The sequence below is a fragment of the Amorphus sp. MBR-141 genome (assembly GCF_053628695.1).
The window spans coordinates 1-17955 of the sequence record NZ_JBRJGW010000024.1 but is presented as its reverse complement, the minus strand read 5'-3'; the positions used below and the strand labels follow the sequence as shown (position 1 = coordinate 17955).

Genomic DNA, 17955 nt, shown 5'->3' with positions numbered 1-17955 from the left:
GACGGCGGGCGGTCCGGTCCTGCACCCGGGAGCGGCAGCGGACGGGCCGGAGCGTGAGCGGAGGATGGCGGAGGCCGGCGATTTTGCCTCGCGATGGAAAGCGGCCGATAGGCCGCGCCGGAAAATCGTCGGCCGCAGCCGTTGCCGGCCCGGCCCGGTTGCCGTCCGGTCGCCCTCTGAAGAAGGCCGGGGCGCGGCCCTCTGCGACATCGATGGGAGAGCCCGCGCGTGACGGCGGCGACACCGGCCCCGCCACGCCGTTTCCTGTTCAGGCCAACTGAGCGGTCTTCAGAAAGCGTGCGACATCCTGCGGGGCGAGTTGGACCCGAACCGATGCCGTGAGCGCATCCAGCCCGCGCATGCGCAGATCCTCGTTGAGATCGCCAAGCATCGGTGAGAGCGGCCGTGCCTCGATGCCGAGCGCATCTGCCCGTTGGACGAGGGTATCCCGCGCGCCGTCGCCCGCCGGATCGTCGTCGCGCACGATGTAGAGCCGGCGTAGCGTGTCCGGGAACAGGATGGCGGCGAGATGGGCTGCGGAGAGCGCGGCCGCCATCGGCATGTCGGGCAGGACGCATCGTAACGACAGCATGGTCTCGATGCCTTCGCCGGCGGCCATGATCTCGCCCGCCACGCCGAAGCGCACCGCATTGCCGAGGAGGTCGCCCATTGCCCGTCGCGGCGTGTCGATCGGCGCCTTGCCGAGCCTCGCCTCGCTGAACCCGTTCGGATCGAGCCAGGTGCGATGGGCGCCCGTCTGGTGTCCGTCGAGATCGGTGACCGACGCGATCACGGCCGGCCAGGTCTCGGTCGGCGCATGATCGTCGGGCCGGTAGTAGCAGCGCGGATGGAAGCGCAGCGATCCGGCTCCGTGCAAAGCCGTAATGCCGCGATTACGCAAATACGATTCCGCAAGCGTGCCCGTGATCGGCCGGGCCATCGAAAACAGCCGCTTCGCCGCGAGCGGCGCACCCGTTGGTGCCGGCGTCTTCCGTCCACATCGTGGTGCGGACTGCGGTTCGGGATGCGGTAGAGCGAGGAAACGCCGCGCCTCGTCGGCGACGTCCTTGAATTCGAGAAGGCCGCAGCTTTCGCGGATGACATCAAGGAGATCGCCATGCTCGCCCGTCGCGGCATCGGTCCATTTGCCCGCCGCGCCCTTGCCGAATTCGGGACCGACGAGGCGCACGAACATCGAGCGCCCTGGCGTATTGCGAACATCACCGACCATCCAGTAACGGCCCTCGCGCCGTCCGGCAGACAGGTATTCACGGCACACGGCCTCGGCTTGTCGGCCGAGACGGTGTGCGAGTTCGGATGCATCACGGATCATCATGTAGCCTCCCGCTCGGCGACGCGCTCGATCGGAAAGCGCTCCAGAAGCATGGCAAGGATCGCGGGGCCTGAGCCATCGGTTGGGACGAACAGGCGCAGCTTCCAGGAGATGATTTCGCCGAACAGGCCATAGGCCTTGAGGCGTTCGCGCATCGTGTCGGTGAAGCCGGTGAGCTCGATGCGGTTCGCTCCCATGACACGGGCACGGCGAAGCTGCAGCCCCTCGGCGAGGTCGAGGATCGTGCGACCGTCCATCAGCGTGGCGAAGGCGTCGTCGGGGGCGAGCGCCGTGCTGCCGGTATCGGTGGCGTTCGCCGCCCAGGCCGGAGAGACCTTGCGGCCGATGATCTGCTCGCCGGTGTCGGTCTGCAGCCGGTAGACGCGCGTCGACTCGTTCGGCAGGCGCTTCCAGATCGGCAGCAGGAGGCCGGCGACCATGTGGATGGTGCTGTCGGTGAACTCAGACACCGATGCGACTTCCGCCTCCCAGGCTTTGGTGAACGTGGCGCGATCGGCCTCCACCCAATGGGTGTCGCCCATCATGGCAACCGGCACATTGGTCGCTTCCATCGGCCGGATCAGCCGCACGCGTCGTTCGACCGAGCCGTCATCATTGATGAGGCTGGTGGTGGGGACGCGGACCGCAGCACGGCCGGAGCGCTCATTGACCAGCAGGCAGGCGCGCGGATCGGCGAGATGGTCGAACGCGTCATCGAGCGTGACCGGGCGGTTGCGCTCGCGCTGGGCAATGGTCAGCAGCGTCGTCTCCGCGCCAGTCGCGGCATGGGTGTGGATGGTCCGGCGCTCGAGAACGGTGAAACGTTCCGCGCGCAGTGTCTCCAGTCCAACGTCGTAGGTGCCGCTGACGATTGCGCCTTCGATCCGCGCGGCGAGAAGCTGCTCGAAGCGCGCGAACAGGATGTTCTGCAAATCGATGGTGAGCGCCAGGAGCCGGTTCAAAAAGGTGGTGATCGGCGGCAACTCGTCCTTGATGCCGCTGGCGTCGGTGAGCTTGAGGCCGGTCACCTCCTCGAAGGTTTGGAGCGGACAGCCCTCGACCTTGCCTGCGACGATCAGGAGATAGAGCCGACGCAGCGCATCGCGCGCATAGGGGCTTTCGAGATTGTCCTCGGCGCGGAACAGTCCCTGACCGCCGGTCTGGCGCTGGCCGCGCGTGATGGCGCCCAGGGTATCGAGGCGGCGGGCGATCGTGGAGAGAAAGCGTTTCTCCGCCTTCACGTCAGTGGCGACCGGCCGGAAGAGCGGCGGCTGTGCCTGATTGGTGCGGTTGGTGCGCCCCAGGCCCTGGATCGCGGCGTCAGCTTTCCAGCCCGGCTCCAGCAGATAGTGCACGCGCAGCCGCCGGTTCTTCGCTGCGAGATCGGCATGATAGGACCGCCCGGTGCCGCCGGCATCCGAGAAAACCAGGATACGCTTGGCGTCGTCCATGAAGGCGGTGGTTTCGGAGAGGTTGGCGGCGACGGCGCGGCCTTCCACGGCGAGGCGATCACCCTTGCGGACGATGCGGCGAGAGCGGCCAGTAACCTCGGCCACCTCATCGGTGCCGAAGCGCTGGATGATCTGGTCGAGCGCGCCGGGCACGGGCGGCAGCGAAGCAAGCTTTTCGATCAGCCGGTCGCGCCGGGCGACGGCCTCGCGGCTTTCGACGGGCTGGCCGTCCCGGAACACCGGCCGCGAGCACAGATTGCCTTCGCTGCCGGTGAAGGGCTCGTAGAGCTGCACCGGGAAGGAGTGCGCCAGATAGTCGAGCACATATTCGCGCGGCGTGATGTCGACCTGGACGTCGTTCCAGTCCTCGGTCGGGGTCTCGGCGAGACGCCGTTCCATCAGGGCCTCGCCGGTCGAGACGATCTGGATGACGGCGGCATGGCCGGCGGCAAGGTCGGCGTCGATGGAAGCGATCAGCGACGGCGTTTTCATCGCCGTGATGAGGTGATTGAAGAAGCGCTGCTTGGCGCTTTCGAAGGCGGACCGCGCGGCGGATTTCGCCTGCGCATTCAGCGTGGCTCCACCGCTTTCTGGGCTGCCGGTGACATTGGTCGCCTGCATGGCGGCGTCGAGATTGTTGTGAATGATCGCGAAAGCGCCGGCATAGGCGTCATAGATGCGGCGCTGCTCGTCGGTGAGCTGGTGCTCGACAAGCTCATATTCGACGCCTTCATAGGAGAGCGAGCGGGCCTGATAGAGGCCAAGCGCCTTCAGATCGCGCGCCAGCACTTCCATCGCCGCGACCCCGCCATCCTCGATTGCCTCGACGAATTCGGCGCGGGTGGCGAAGGGGAAATCCTCGCCGCCCCACAGGCCGAGCCGCTGGGCATAGGCGAGATTGTGGACCGTGGTGGCGCCGGTCGCCGAGACATAGACCACGCGCGCATCGGGCAGTGCATGCTGCAGGCGCAGCCCGGCGCGGCCCTGCTGGGAGGCGGCCTGGTCGCCGCGTTCGCGCTTCGATCCGGCGGCGTTCTGCATGGCGTGGCTTTCGTCGAAAATGATTACTCCATCGAAGTCCTTGCCCAACCAATCGACGATCTGCCGGACCCGCGAAACCTTCGATCCGCGCTCGTCGGAGCGCAGCGTGGCGTAGGTCGTAAAAAGGATGCCCCGCGAGAGGCGGATCGGCGTGCCCTGGCGAAAGCGCGAGAGCGGCGTGACCAGGAGTCGCTCCTGGCCGAGCGCCGTCCAGTCGCGCTGCGCGTCCTCGATCAGCTTGTCGGACTTGGAGACCCAGACGGCGCGCCGGCGGCCCTTGAGCCAGTTGTCGAGCAGGATGCCGGCGACCTGGCGGCCCTTGCCGGTGCCGGTGCCATCGCCGAGAAACCAGCCGCGCCGGAAGCGGACAGCGCCGTCCTGATCATCCGCGGCCGCGGTGACGACATCGCAGGTCTCATCGACGGTCCAGGCGCCGGCGAGGTGCTGACTGTGGGCTTCGCCCGCATAGATCACGCTTTCGAGCTGGGCGTCGGACAGAACGCCGGTCTCGACGAAATCTGCCGGCAGATGCGGACGATAGCTCGGCTTTGGCGGGGCGACCGAGGCCATGGCCGCGGATTGCACGAGCTTGGTCGGATGCGCCTGAGACCCGGGAATACGGATCGACTGAAGTGCGTATCCTTCATAAAGCGCATCTGTGAGCCGCGCGCCCAGCGGCGGTGTCCAGTCGATGGTCTCGTAGTCGAGCGCTACACCCTCCGGCGCGGACAGGATCGGCGCCGGCGTGGTATCGACCCGCCTGGAGATCGCTCCGTTCAGGAGAGCCGGGCGGTTCACATGCGGGGAGCCTGTCGGCAGCGCTACGGGCAAACGCGGCGGCACGAGCGCCTGGACCCAGGCGAGCAGCGTGGCCGCATCGGCCGCGATACCCGGCGATGCGGGAAACACGGCTGGATCGTCGGCCGCGATCTTGTCGATCACCGTCAGTCGCGTGTCGATGGTCGTGCCGTGGCGCGCGTAAACCGCGCCATCGATGGCGGCTGTGAAGACGACGCGGCCGCTTTGCTGCAGGCGGACGAAGGCGTCCCGCCATCTGGGTGCACCGGGCGCGAGGCTGGCGCCGGTGATGGCGACGAGCCGCCCGCCGGGCGCCAGACGCGCCAGCGCCGAGGCGACATGGCGATAGGCGGTGTCGGCCATGCGGCCCGACACGTTTGCCATTGCCGAGAATGGCGGGTTCATCAGCACGACGCTGGGCACGATGTTGGCGTCCAGATGATCATCGATCTGGGCTGCGTCGAAGCGCGTTACGAACAGAGCCGGGAAAAGAGAAGACAGGAGGTGGCCGCGCGTCTCGGCGAGCTCGTTGAGGCGGAGGGCGCCCCCGACGATCTCGGCGAGAATGGCGAGCAGGCCGGTGCCGGCGGACGGCTCCAGCACGATGTCGTCCGCCGTGATGGCGGCGGCCGCCGCCGCGGCAAAGCCGAGCGCGAGCGGCGTCGAGAATTGCTGAAAGACCTCGCTCTCTTCGGAGCGGCGCGTGTGCGAGGGCAGAAGATCGGCGATCTTTGCGAGCAGCGACAGCGCGGCGTCCGGAGATCCGGCTTTGCGCAAAAGCGCCTTTCCGTATTTGCGCAGGAACAGGACCGCCGCGCCCTCGCAGGCATCGTAAGCTGTCTTCCAGTCCCATACGCCATCGGTGTCGGAGCCGCCGAAGGCGGCATCCATCGCGGCGCGCAGGGCCGGCGCATCTATGCGGCTGCCTTGTTCGAGATGCGGCAAGAGAAGCTGGGCGGCCTCGACCAGGGCGGGCGTGGAATTGGCCGGGAAGAGCGGTTTGCCGGCGCTGGCGCGCGCCGCCGTTGAAGCGAGTTGTGTCATGGAGGGAACCTCGGGAGAGCGGGAACGGGACGAGCCGGCCGGCGCTCTCTCTCGGACCGCACCGGCTCAAACCCATCGTCCCGGCCTGTCTCTCCCTCTCACGGCGCCTCCGGTTCCGGTGGGAGATAGGCGTCGTGGGGATTGCCCTCGGCGAGATGTCCGAACGGCGTGAAGAGAAATTCCTCGCCGTCCCGACCGACGGCGCAGACGACATAGCGCGGAGCGCCGGTCGCGGCGTCGGTGCATTCGAGCAAAGCGAGATTGCCGTCGGCGGCCTCACGCAGCAGCGTCTGGAACTTGGCGCGGGCATGATCGGGAATGCTCATGGCCGGCCTCCCTTGATCGTATCGTCGAGCCAGCCATGCGTGCCGATCCAGGCGACCGTGTCGCGGCGTCCGAGATCGAGTACATGCGCGCCGCCGCTGAAGGCGTTCACCCGTGGACGCGAGCATGTGTTCGCCCATCGAAATCCCCAGCGGCCGGTGAGCGCGCAAGCGTCCGCGCAGCGCAGAACAAAGTCGATGACGCGTTGCGGATCGCCGGTGCCGTCGTCCCGCATCCAGAGGTTCGAGCCTCCATGGGCGGGATCGAGCGACAGGAGAAAGCCATCGGAGGGCGGGTCTTCCGCGGCGCCTTCCGCACAAAGGTCGTTGTACAAATCCAGCGCGCGGGCGGCGTTGTCGGGCGTGCCAACATCGAGCAGGCACGAGAAGTGCGTGAAGTAGTCAGCCATAGCGGGCTCCTGAAACGAGAAAGCCCGGCGCGATGGCCGGGCATTGAACAAGATTGGCGGGATGGTGCGGGACGGCCGGAGCCGCCCCGTCCTCGGTTCATTCGGCCGCGACGGTCTGCGGATCGTCGGCGCCGTCGGCTTCGGTGTCCTCCTCCTCGGCGAGGAACGCCGGAAGTGCGTCGGACTCGGCCCCGTCATCGCCGGCGTTGACGTCATCGGGTGTGGAGAGGCGCAGCGGCTCCGGAAGCCAGCCGCTGCCGGCGAGGAGCCGTTCGGCCTCCTTCGCCATGTCCGGCTTCTTCAGATGATCGATGAGTTGCGCGGTCTCTTCGCCCTTGGCCTCGCGCACCGCATCGAGAATGCGGGGCTTGGTCACGCGGCCGAAATAGTTGTCGACCGTCGGCCGCCAGCCAACCTCGACCATGTCGAGGCCCACGGCGCGGGCGAGCCGATTCGCCTCGTGGATGCGCTGCTGCACGCCATGAGAGGTGGGACCCGCACCGTAGGGATTGGCCTTCTCGTAGAGCGCGTTCACGCCGAACGAGACGCAATGGGCGAGCAGCGCCAGGCGGCTTGCCTCGTCGAGCCCGTCGATCTTCGCCCAGAGCGCCTCGTCATCGGTCGGCAGGTCGGCCTGCCAAGCGTCCTGCCGCTCGTCGACGGATTTGGCGGACGGGCTGTCCTTCAGATCGTCGGCCTGAACGGGGAAGAACACGTGGCGGACGGACGCTTCGAGGCAACCGGTCGAGGAGGTGTGCCGGAAGGTATCGCGCACCAGTTTGTGAAGGAGCGCCGTCAACGCGACATGCGGATTGTTCGCCAGAGCGTCTCGCAGGGCGAGCGTGCGATGCGCCGTGAGTTCGGTCACGAGCCGCTCGGGCAGTGGCTTGACCGCGTCGTCCTCCTCATCAGGGCTCTCGGCCTCACCGCCCACGGTGATCACGGTGCGCTGCGCGGCACCGCCGGGATCGCTCACCGCGTCCCCATCGACGCCCGCGCCGGTGTCACCGGACTCGGGCGCCTCGTCCTCGGGACGGACATAGCCGCGATCGACCGAAAGCTGCCCATCGTGCCGGATGCTGACGAAGGCGCCGGCACGCTCGATCTCGGCAGGGTCATAGCGCATCGGCCGATCCTCGAAGGCCGCCAGCGCCGTCTCGATCTCACCGAGCCGCGTGTCCACCTCCTCGGGCAGTTCGTCGGCCTCGGCATGTTCGGATTCGAGCCGGTCGAACTCGTCACGCAGCGCCTCGCGGCTCGTGCGCTCTTCGTCGGTCAGATCGACCGGCGTGCCGGTGAGCTGCCGGAGCCCATGCGTATGGCCATAGGGAAAATCGGGCGCGACTTCGATCCACTTCCAGCCTTCGCCGGCAATGGTTTCCGCCTCGGCCTTGAGCTTGTCGGCGACGAGCCGTTCGAGCAGTGGCACATCCTCGATCCAGCCACCATCATCGTCCTGGAACAGGTCGCGCATGACGGAGCCGCCCGCCTCCTCATAGGCGTCGACGGTGACGAAGCGCACGCGCCGGTCGGACACGCGAGCTGTGTTCTCCGTCAGCATGCGGCGGATCTGATAAGGTTCCTTCGACCAGCTATGTTCGATCGCCTCCCAGACCTGCTCCTGCCGCACAGGATCGGCGGAAACGGTGAAGGCCATGAGCTGTTCCAGCGTCAAGCCGTCCTCGGCATAGATGTCGAGCAGCTTTTCGGAGACGGAGACGAGCTTGAGCCGCTGCTTGACGATGTTGAGCGAGACGAAGAAACGCGCGGCGATCTCTTCCTCGCTCAGACCCTGCTCGCGCAGGGTCCGGAAGGCGCGAAACTGATCAAGCGGATGCAGCGGCGCGCGCTGAACGTTCTCGACTAGCGAATCCTCCTCGGCCGAAATCTGGCTGCCCGCCTCGCGTACGATGCAGGGCACGGGCGTGGTCCTGGCGAGCCGCTTCTTCCTGGCGAGAAGTTCGAGCGCCCGGTAGCGGCGGCCGCCGGCGGGAATCTCGAACATGCCGGTCTCGCTGCCGTCGCTCTCCACGACCGGGCGGACGTTGAGGCTCTGCAGGAGACCGCGACGGGCGATGTCCTCGGCCAGTTCCTCGATCGAGACGCCGGCCTTGACCCGCCGGACGTTGGACTGGCTGAGCACCAGCTTGTTGAAGGGGACGTCGCGCGAGGCGCTGAGGGTGATCTTCTGACTGGCGGTTGCCATGGTGAGTTACTCCGCGACGGGCGCCGAGAGCCTTTCTCTCGGCTTCCAACCCGTCACGGAAAAGGGCGCAGCCCTCTCACTCTTCTGTCTGGTGGCGGCGGCGAGAAGATCGAGCCGATATGGCGGAACGGACGTCAATGTCCGCCTCGCAGAGACGCGGCAGCGATTGTGAGCAGCCGTTCGCTCTCCACGATGCTCCCCGCCTGACGCGCCGCCTCGGCATAAACCGATAGCGGGAATGCGGCTTCGAACAGGATGTCCCGTTCGATACCCATACCGAAGGGCAGGCGCACCGATCTTAGCTCGGACAGGCTGAAGCTGCCGAGCTCTGGACAGCCGAAGCCGAGATCGGCGAGACCGAACAGCGTGTCGCCGTCGGGTTCCATTTCGGTGATGAGCCAGGTGCCGGCGCCAATGGGATTGAAGAACTTGACAACCGGCACATGGTCGACATCGCGCTGCCGACCATTGGCGAACAGCCGGTCGCGAAGGTTGTCGGTCAGGAGGATCATGCCACCCTCCTGTCAAGGGGGCGTTCTTCCTCATCGCGCTGCTGGTCATGTCCAGGCAGGAAGCTCAGAAGCCAGTCGGCGGCCTTGCTCGCCTGCGAGGCGGCGCGGACGATGGCGCGATTGTCTTCGCGCAGAACCTCCAGCCAGGATCCGATGTAATCGGCATGCCGGACCGTCGGCTTGATGCCGAGCGAGGCGCAGCAGAAGGCGGCGTTGATCTCGGCGATGAGCTCCTCAAAGGCGTATTTCTTCGACCCGAAGGAGCCGGAGAGATCACGGTTGAGCCGGTGGGGAGCGCCGCTGGCATGCCCGAGTTCGTGCAGCGCCGTGCGATGCCAGTTGATCGGCTCGAAATAGGCCTGCGGCGGCGGCACCTGCACATAGTCGTGCGCCGGCACATAGAAGGCGCGATCGCCGCCGATCCGGAAATCGATACCGGTGGCTTCGATCAGCGCCTCGACGCGCGGTTCGATCAACCCCGTCGGGACCGGCGGCGCTGCGGTCGCGACATCCTCGGGCAGGTTCTCGCATTGGTCGGTGTTGAAGACCGTGAAGCGCTTCAGGAACGGGATCGCCTGGGCTTCCTCGCCGGTCTCGCGCGCGCGCCGCTTCTCGTCTTCGGGCACGAAGCGGTCGGCATAGACGACGGTGGTGCCGCGCTCGCCCTTCATGACATTGCCGCCGAGCGACAGCGCCTGGCGAAATGTGAGCCAGCTCTGGCCCGTGAAGCCACGTTTGATTACCGCGCCCCACAGGAGAAGCACGTTGATCCCGGAATAGGTTCGGCCGGTCGAGGCGTTCTTCGGAAGGCCGAGCGGTGCTTTCGCCGCCGCCGTGCCCCATGGCTGGACCCAGGGCACCCGGCCGGCTTCCAGCTCGGTGATGATCTTGTCGGTGATCTCGGAATAGAGATTGGACCGGTCGCGCCTGGCGCCGGCGTTTCGCTTGTGTCTGGACATCGCGGTTCTCCGCGACGGGCGCCAAGGGCCTCTCCCTCGGCTTTCAACCCGTCACGACAAACCGGTCCGCACTCTCACTCTCGGGGCGTTGCGGGGTGTCCCCGCAGAAGGGGTCGGGCGAGACTACAGGCTCGGCCGCAGGGGAAGGCCTTCCTCTCCCGGGGTTTTCCACGTCGCGGTCCATGCGCTTCCAGCCAGCGGCGCGGTGGCTTCCCATCAGCCGATCCAACAACCTCGTTGGTCTTTTCCTTTACGGCCCCACGTGATACAAAACCTCGCACTATGGATGTTGAAGTGCGAGAGTATGTATCTATGCCTCAGGCCCGGCCCCAGCGCGAGATAGCCCGCGATCTCCTCGCGGCGCGTGGGATTCTGCGCCTAGCGGAACTCAGGGATGCCGGCGTGACCGCCGCAACCGTCAGCCGTATGGAAAAGGATGGCGAGGTCATCCGCCTGGCGCGCGGGCTCTACCAGCTTGCCGACGCAGAGCTCGACGCAAACCATAGCCTCGCCGAAGCGGCCAAGCGTTTCCCCAAGGGCGTGATTTGCCTCGTCTCGGCGCTCGCCTTTCACGGACTCACGGATCAGCTTCCCAAGAAGGTGTGGATGGCGATCGGTCGGAACGACTGGGCGCCGAAACCGAGCGACATGCCGATCCGTGTGCTGCGTTTCTCGGACGATCTGCTTGCTGAAAGCGTCGAGACGCATGTGATTGAAGGCGTATCGGTCAAGATATTTGGCGTGGCGAAGACCGTTGCTGACTGCTTCCGGCATCGCGGCAAGATCGGTCTTCCTGTCGCGCTTGAGGGCCTGCAGGAAGCCCTGCGTCAACGTAAAGCCACGCCGGCCGAGATCGCCAGGGCTGCTGATACAGGCGGGGTCGGCACGGTGATCCGCCCCTATCTGGAGGCGCTGACCGCCAATGGCTAAGGAGATGGAAAATATTGGCGCCTCGGTGCGCGCGCGGCTCCTCAACCTATCCAAGGCGAACGGGCAGAGCTTCAATCTGGTGCTCACGCGCTTCGCGCTGGAGCGCCTTCTGTTCCGGCTTGAGCGCTTCGCAGAGAGCTGTGACGAGCTTGCCGTTGAGGGGCCGCATCACGGCAGGGAACGATGAGTCGACCATCCAAAAAGCATCACTTCGTTCCTCAGGCCCAGCTTAGGCACTTTGCCGCCGATCCAGAACGGCGCTCCATCTATGTTTTCGCCAAGCGGTCCGACCGGTCCTTTCTGACGTCGATTGCCAATGCTGGCTCCGAGAACGACTTCAATACGGTGAACCTGGGCGACACCAAATGGAACTTCGAGGACCTGTTCCAAGAGGTCGATGCGCGCTCCGCCCACCTCGTCGCCGAAACCGTCTCGCGACGCTCGCTGGCGTGGATGACGGCGGATGATCGCATTGCACTGGCCGATTTCTTCGCGACCCAAACGCTGCGGACGCATTTCAGCCGCACGGGACCAAAGCACCTGGCCGGCCAATTGCGGAAGATGACGCGCCAGGTCGGCTATGACCCGGATGCCGATCCGCAAACGGCCATGCCCTCTGACGCGGCAGTGAGGCTTGGTGCTGTCAAGGCGTTCCTTGAACGAGAAGGTCACACCGTCGCGCTACTTGGTCTTCATCCCGCCCTTTATGCGAGCGACGGCGAGCATCGCTTCATCATCTCGGACCATCCGGTCAGCCGCATCAACGCCTTCCCCTATGGAGATGTCGGGCTCACGTCGCCGGGCGTTATGGTGATGCTGCCGGTTTCGCCTGGCCTGACGCTTGCCCTGCATTGCCCGACGATTGTCCAGCGTTACGAACTGGCGGCCAGCGCGGATCTCGAGCCTGAGCGCAGGGCAAGAATGATCCGCTATCGGGATGGCCTGCGGTCCGGTGAGGCGATCGCCATCGATGGCGACATGGTGCGTTACCTTAATGGTCTCCAGGTCTCGCAAAGCGCGGGCTATCTTTATGCCGACACTGATGCGTTCGACTTCGCACGCCAGATTCTAGGGAAGGACGAGGACCTGCGGAGCGTCGAGACGCATACCGAACTCGGAGAGATGGGGCATGCGCCTCCACCGCGATCGGGCATGCCGATAGGAATGCACCTCGTCATCTTCGGTCCCGTCGATCACTGCGCGCTAGCGATCGAAGAGATCGACGAGAGTGGTGAAGGCCTGACGGCACGAACCAGACAGGTCGATCTGCTTGCCCAGGTCGCTGCAGGCACAGGCATGTTGCGGGTCGAACTCTATGTCGATCGGCAGCTGAGGCGTGGGATGGGTCAAGCGATGGTGGAGCGCTTTGGCGAACCGACATCCGGCTGGTTTCGTGTTGTTCACCGCGATCCGAGCCTGAGATCGCTCAGCGTTCAGCTCGACGCCGGTCGTCGTTGAGATCGCGCGGTGACGGCAGAGCGCTTCAGAATCCGGTCGAGATCGGCGTAGCTGAAGGCTGGGGCACGGCCGATCAGGAACGACGGCGCGAACACGTCGATCACCTTCTGACTTGGTTGCAAGGATTTGCGTAGCTCGCGCCGGACCTGTTTCAGTTGCGCGCTGGACGGGTTGACGATGCCGTCGCGTCGCAGGACGGTCGTGACCATGCGCTCCAGGCGATCCTGTCGCATGCGCCCGATGCAGTAGGTGCGGATGTACCGCAACAGCGCCTGCAGAAACAAACCCTGGCAGTGAAACGACGCCATGACCTCGCCCAGCGTCGCCTTGAATGCGGCCGTCACATTCGACGTGCGGTTCATCTCCCGATAGAAGGCCAGGGTTTGCGCCTCAAGGAAGCCGACGCTGATTTCCGCCGGCGGCGCGCAGAAAAGGTAGGCCGGAACGGGTTGTTTAAGGCTCACCTGTTTGTAGAGATGCAGGCCGAAGCACAGCGCAAAGATGCAGGTGAGATTGTTGGCCGTCGCAACATTGAGGGTCCGGAGATCGCCAATGACCTCGCCCCAGCCGACACGTTCGCCGCTGGGCGCAAGCAGGAGGCCCTCGGCAACTGTTCCGTGAGCATCGACGTGGAGCACCGGCCTCAATCCCTGCTCGGCCCTTGCCGTCAACTGCCTGAAGAGATCGCTCAGTTCGGCGCGATCGCGAACGCCATGTTCGAAGACCGGGAAACCGCCGGCGGTGGCGAGGCCCTCAAGATCTTCGAGGATGCGCCGACTGGGTCCCATCTCGTGTCCCGGTAGCGAGTGGATCCAGACAATTGCGTTGGTCTGCAACGTTTCCGAGATCGTGAGTGCGGTGTCTGAATACGATATCATTCTAGTGGATTGACCGAGACGGAAGAGTCCGTTGGAGGATTCCGTTTGGCGCCGGCCTGTGCTTGTCTGGCGCATGCGCAACGGGATCACGTTCACCCTCGGCGAGGCGGACCAGCAGCGGCTTGACGCCCTGGTCGCGGATCGCAATACTCCGCAGAAGCACGTCTGGCGCGCCCGGATCGTGCTCATGAGTGCCGACGGCGTCGGCACCCACGCCATCATGGCCGAGACCGGCACGGCGAAGACCACCGTTTGGCGCTGGCAGGCCCGCTTCATGGCGGAAGGCGTCGACGGGCTGCTGCGCGACAAGACGCGGCCCCCGGGCAAGGCTCCCGTTGCAGAAGACAGGGCATCGGCCGTGATCGCCATGACGCTGAAGCCGCCGCCCCATGAGGCCACCCACTGGACCGCGCGGGCCATGGCCAAGGTCGCGGGACTGGCGGTCTCCACGGTGCAGAAGATCTGGAAGGCCCATGGCCTGGCACCCCATCGCTGGCGGCAGTTCAAGCTCTCCAACGATCCCGCCTTTGCCGAGAAGCTGCACGATGTGGTCGGGCTCTATGTCAGCCCGCCGGCCCATGCCCTGGTGCTGAGTATCGACGAGAAATCGCAGATCCAGGCGCTCGACCGCACCCAGCCCGGGCTGCCGCTGAAGAGGGGCCGCGGCGCCACCCTGACCCACGATTACAAGCGCAACGGCACCACCACGCTGTTCGCCGCGCTCGATGTCCTCACCGGCGCGGTGTTCGGACGGAACATGCAGCGCCACCGGCATCAGGAATTCATCCGCTTCCTCAACGCCCTCGAGCGCGATATCCCGGCCGGCAGGCTCGTTCACGTCATCCTCGACAACTATGCCGCCCACAAGCACGAAAAGGTGCGGGCCTGGCTTGACCGCCATCCGCGCTGGACCTTCCACTTCACGCCCACCTCCAGTTCCTGGCTGAACGCGGTCGAGGGCTTCTTCGCCATCCTGACGCGCCGTCGGCTCCAGAATGGTGTCTTCCGATCCGTCGTCGATCTCCAGGCCGCCATCAACCGATTCATCGGCGAACACAACCAGACACCGAAGCCCTTCATCTGGCGCGCCGATCCAGACGCGATCATCGCCGCACGGAACCGAGGGTTCCAAGCGTTGGAGTCAATCCACTAGAATAGCCGCAGGAGTTCGTTTTGCTCAACGTTGGGAGTTTGGGCGCAGCTGCCTGGGGGCGCTCGCAGCGTCGGGGCGCGGCATGACACAATTCAGGAGTTATGCAAATCGCTTGAAATGGGGCTTCAAACGCATGGATGGGCAATTAGTGCCCATAGTCAAAGCAATGAAGTAGATATAATTTTGTAAAGATGCAATAATTTAATGCAATGAAGCGCGTGTCTAAACTCCTGAGTTCTGCAATCCGGATATCTCCGGCACACTTGTTATTTCAATATATTTTGCTGTTCCGGCGATGTACGCGGAATGTCCGGAACAGCGAACGGGGTTCAATATTTAGATGGACCCTCGGGCGGGCTGCGCGGTCGTGCGGGGATTCAAGGTCTGAATTGCCACGCGGAGCGTACAGCAACCTCCAAATCAATCTGCTTCAGCTGAAGTATGTGGCCGCCCTTTGCCTGATCGTGAGCCTGGCTGCGCCCGCGGCCGCGGAAGACGCCTGGGTGCCCATAGCGACCATCTCGGAAACGATGGGCAACCAGAGCCAGCGTGTGTGCGTGGGCGGCAGCGGCACGGATGTGGGCTGCCCGAGCGCAGCACCGCTGCTTGACGCCTCTTCCGGCCTGCTGACCGTGCCCGGTGACCTCCAGGTCAACGGGCAGTTGCTGGTCAGTGGCAGTGCCATCACCATGAGCCTCGACGACCTGACCGATGCTCACGCCGACAATGTCAGCCGAACCGTGTTTGCCGGTGAACGGGCTGGCGACAGCAACACTGGCACAAACACCAGTGGCTTCGGTTACGCGGCGCTTGAAGAAAATTCTGGTACGCTTTCAAGCGGTTTTGGGTATGCATCTCTCCAAGAAAATACAGGCTATGGCGTCAATGGGTTTGGATATGAGTCGCTCAAATACAACTCAGGCAGAGACTCTAATGGCTTTGGGACAGCCGCCCTTTCTAATAACACCGGAGACAGCTCTAGCGGTTTTGGCTACAAGGCCCTACAACACAATACCGGTGAACATGCCAATGGATTTGGATACGCTGCGCTCGCCAACAACACTGGCAGCTTCTCCAACGGCGTGGGTTACAGTGCTCTTGCTAACAATACAGCCGAATACGCCAACGGCTTTGGCCACAGAACGCTAATCAGCAACAGCGGCGTCTATGCAAACGGTTTTGGTTATCAATCCCTCGCCTACAACACCGGCGATTATGCAAGTGGTGTCGGGGCATTTGCTCTCCAGAACAACACTGGGAACCATGCCAATGGATTTGGATACGCTGCGCTCCAAAATAACACCGGAGCCAGCGCTAACGGGGTGGGATATTTAGCCCTACAATACAATATTGGCTATTATGTAAATGGTATTGGGCACGGTGCCCTTCGGTTAAATGCAGGAAATGACAATACAGCCATTGGCCATGTGGCCGGTTACAATGCCACTTACTACATCACCGGCTCCAATAACACGTTCCTCGGCGCCAGATCTACGTATGAGGACGTCGGCACCTCCTCCACCATCGCCAATTCAACCGCCGTCGGGGCGAACATCACGCTCACCCGCTCCAACACCGTGGTGCTGGGCAACGGCGCCAATGTGGGGATTGGCACCACTGCACCAGGCACCGAACTTGAAGTCGTCGGCACCATCAGTGCCACCAACTTCGTCGGCGACGGCTCCGGCCTCACCAACCTGTCGGTGTCCGGCGACCGCATCACCTCCGGCACCACCGTCGTCACCGCTAACACTACCGGATACATCAGCCTCACCACCGGCGGCACCACCACCGGCTACTTCGACACCGCCGGCCGCCTCATCGTCCCCGGCATCTCGGTCACCACCGCCAACGGTATCTCCGCCACCAACGGGCTTTTCGCCAACCTGGCTATTGGAGGGTATTCAGTCGCTCCCGTTTCCTCCACCCGTTTGCTCGTGAATAGCAATGGATCTACGCACGACAAGCTTATCGAAGTAACCGGAAGCGGCATATCTGACGGTCAAACCGGGCCTTTCTATGGAATTTACGTTGACCCAAGTTCCAATAACAACTCAACAGCACGTTACGGCATCTATGCCAAGGGGCACGGCTGCTGCAGCGGCCCCAGTTACGGAATTTATGGTGAGACCGGCATGGGTTCGAGCACTCGAAAAGCTGTGGGAGTTTACGGGTTAGTCACTGTGAACTCCGGCGCAGTCAACAATTCTCCGGAAACTGCAACCCCCGTTGCAGGCATCATGGCCGTTGCGAGTTCGACAGGAACAGCGATGGCTGCTGAATCCACCGCGCTTCTGGCGCGTAATGAAATGGTGTATGGCAAGACCAGCTACGGTGTTTATATTGATGCTCTCGCCGGGCCAACAACGGTTGTTCCGCTTCGTGTAGATTACAACACATCCGAAATCATGCGCATCTCAAGCAACGGCAATATGGGGCTTGGTACAAATTCTCCCAGTGCTAATCTTGAAGTCGTCGGCACCATCAGCGCCACCGACTTCGTCGGAAATGGCGCTGGCCTCACCGGCATCTCTGCCTCCGCCATCACCATGAACCTCGACGACCTCACCGACGGTTATAACGATGGTGAATCAGTCTTCGCCGGAACCCAAGCCGGGGGGAACAACACCGGGGACCGTTCTATCGGATTCGGAAGTATGGTCCTAGCAAATAACTCCGGAGATAACGCAAGTGGACTTGGGTTCCAAACCCTCGTCAGCAATACTGGAATTTACGCAACTGGTGTTGGATATCGAACGCTTCATAGCAATTCCGGCGCCGGAGCGAACGGCTTTGGCTATCAGAGCCTTTTTAGAAATGCCGCGAACTACAATACTGCGTTTGGCCATCAGGCTGGTTACAACGGGGCTTACTTTCTTACTGGAGGCAACAACACCTTCCTCGGTGCCAATTCCACCTACGAGGACGTCGGAACCTCTTCCACCATCGCCAATTCGACCGCTGTAGGGGCGAACATCACGCTCACCCGCTCCAACACCGTGGTGCTGGGCAACGGCGCCAACGTCGGCATTGGCACGACATCGCCCAATGCGAAGCTGGAGGTGATCGGCGGGGATGTGTACGTTGATCCGTTCTCTCGCAAAATTGGATACTACAACTCCTCAAGCTCGAATAATGGTTATCTAGTTCCTTACGATAGTTCTGGATATACTCAACTTGTAAATGAAAAAGTTGGGGGCGCGGTGCTGATTAAGACGAACGGCAGCGAGCGTATGCTGGTGAATTCTTCAGGGAATGTGGGGATTGGGACCATCACCCCCATTGCACTTGGGAGCCGCATCACAACATTGCACATCGCCGGTAGCTCGAGTGACAACAACTATGGCGGTGGCATCCGCTTAACTGGCCTGCCCCATCGAGGTGGCCGGGGCGTAGAGTTAGAGTCCGGCGGTTAGGGCCGGCGGATGTGCCGACACGGCGCCAGGGTAAGGTGACCAT

Annotated in this window: 12 protein-coding genes and 1 pseudogene; 5 read left to right on the top strand and 8 right to left on the bottom strand. The window is 63.8% G+C overall.

The window, feature by feature from the left end; genetic code table 11:
• Window positions 1–268: 268 nt before the first annotated feature.
• From ACSSVZ_RS23500 to ACSSVZ_RS23470, 7 genes are all read right to left on the bottom strand, one after another.
• Complete coding sequence (locus ACSSVZ_RS23500) at window positions 269–1333, bottom strand: DUF7146 domain-containing protein (protein WP_453973309.1); 1065 nt, start codon at window positions 1331–1333, stop codon at window positions 269–271.
• Window positions 1333–5667 (bottom strand): strawberry notch-like NTP hydrolase domain-containing protein, encoded by a 4335-nt coding sequence (locus ACSSVZ_RS23495; RefSeq protein WP_453973256.1) that lies wholly within the window; start codon window positions 5665–5667, stop codon window positions 1333–1335. Before ACSSVZ_RS23495 ends, ACSSVZ_RS23500 begins: the two co-directional genes overlap by 1 nt.
• A 98-nt stretch (window positions 5668–5765) precedes the next feature.
• Entirely contained in the window at window positions 5766–5993 is a 228-nt protein-coding gene (locus tag ACSSVZ_RS23490; RefSeq protein WP_453973255.1) for a DUF6117 family protein, read from the bottom strand.
• A complete protein-coding gene (locus ACSSVZ_RS23485; protein WP_453973254.1) occupies window positions 5990–6400 on the bottom strand; it encodes a hypothetical protein in 411 nt (136 codons plus the stop codon). The genes ACSSVZ_RS23490 and ACSSVZ_RS23485 overlap by 4 nt, the downstream gene beginning before the upstream one ends.
• Window positions 6401–6497: 97 nt before the next feature.
• Window positions 6498–8606: a ParB/RepB/Spo0J family partition protein gene (locus ACSSVZ_RS23480; protein ID WP_453973252.1), complete on the bottom strand. Its 2109-nt coding sequence runs from the start codon at window positions 8604–8606 to the stop codon at window positions 6498–6500.
• Window positions 8607–8740: 134 nt separating this feature from the next.
• A complete protein-coding gene (locus ACSSVZ_RS23475) occupies window positions 8741–9118 on the bottom strand; it encodes a DUF2958 domain-containing protein (RefSeq protein WP_453973251.1) in 378 nt (125 codons plus the stop codon).
• Window positions 9115–10077, bottom strand: a complete 963-nt coding sequence (locus ACSSVZ_RS23470) for an ArdC family protein (RefSeq protein WP_453973250.1) — start codon at window positions 10075–10077, stop codon at window positions 9115–9117. The genes ACSSVZ_RS23475 and ACSSVZ_RS23470 overlap by 4 nt, the downstream gene beginning before the upstream one ends.
• Before the next feature lie 312 nt (window positions 10078–10389).
• Here ACSSVZ_RS23470 and ACSSVZ_RS23465 point away from each other — a divergent pair, with 312 nt between their 5' ends.
• The 3 genes and pseudogenes from ACSSVZ_RS23465 (at window position 10390) to ACSSVZ_RS23455 (ending at window position 12465) form a co-directional block, all read left to right on the top strand.
• Window positions 10390–11007, top strand: coding sequence for a type IV toxin-antitoxin system AbiEi family antitoxin domain-containing protein (locus tag ACSSVZ_RS23465; RefSeq protein WP_453973307.1), 618 nt, complete (start codon window positions 10390–10392; stop codon window positions 11005–11007).
• A pseudogene (locus ACSSVZ_RS23460) lies at window positions 11000–11170 on the top strand (nucleotidyl transferase AbiEii/AbiGii toxin family protein); the annotation flags it as partial. The gene ACSSVZ_RS23465 and the pseudogene ACSSVZ_RS23460, both read left to right, overlap by 8 nt.
• A 20-nt stretch (window positions 11171–11190) precedes the next feature.
• Window positions 11191–12465 (top strand): DUF4238 domain-containing protein, encoded by a 1275-nt coding sequence (locus tag ACSSVZ_RS23455; protein WP_453973249.1) that lies wholly within the window; start codon window positions 11191–11193, stop codon window positions 12463–12465.
• Here ACSSVZ_RS23455 and ACSSVZ_RS23450 read toward each other — a convergent pair.
• Window positions 12441–13301, bottom strand: a complete 861-nt coding sequence (locus ACSSVZ_RS23450; protein WP_453973248.1) for a hypothetical protein — start codon at window positions 13299–13301, stop codon at window positions 12441–12443. The two genes, ACSSVZ_RS23455 and ACSSVZ_RS23450, sit on opposite strands and share 25 nt — an antisense overlap.
• Before the next feature lie 115 nt (window positions 13302–13416).
• Here ACSSVZ_RS23450 and ACSSVZ_RS23445 point away from each other — a divergent pair, with 115 nt between their 5' ends.
• Together ACSSVZ_RS23445 and ACSSVZ_RS23440 are read left to right on the top strand one after the other, a co-directional pair.
• On the top strand, window positions 13417–14496 hold the full coding sequence (locus tag ACSSVZ_RS23445; protein WP_453973305.1) for an IS630 family transposase: 1080 nt from the start codon (window positions 13417–13419) through the stop codon (window positions 14494–14496).
• Between the two features lie 557 nt (window positions 14497–15053).
• On the top strand, window positions 15054–17912 hold the full coding sequence (locus ACSSVZ_RS23440) for a beta strand repeat-containing protein (protein ID WP_453973247.1): 2859 nt from the start codon (window positions 15054–15056) through the stop codon (window positions 17910–17912).
• Window positions 17913–17955: the final 43 nt, after the last annotated feature.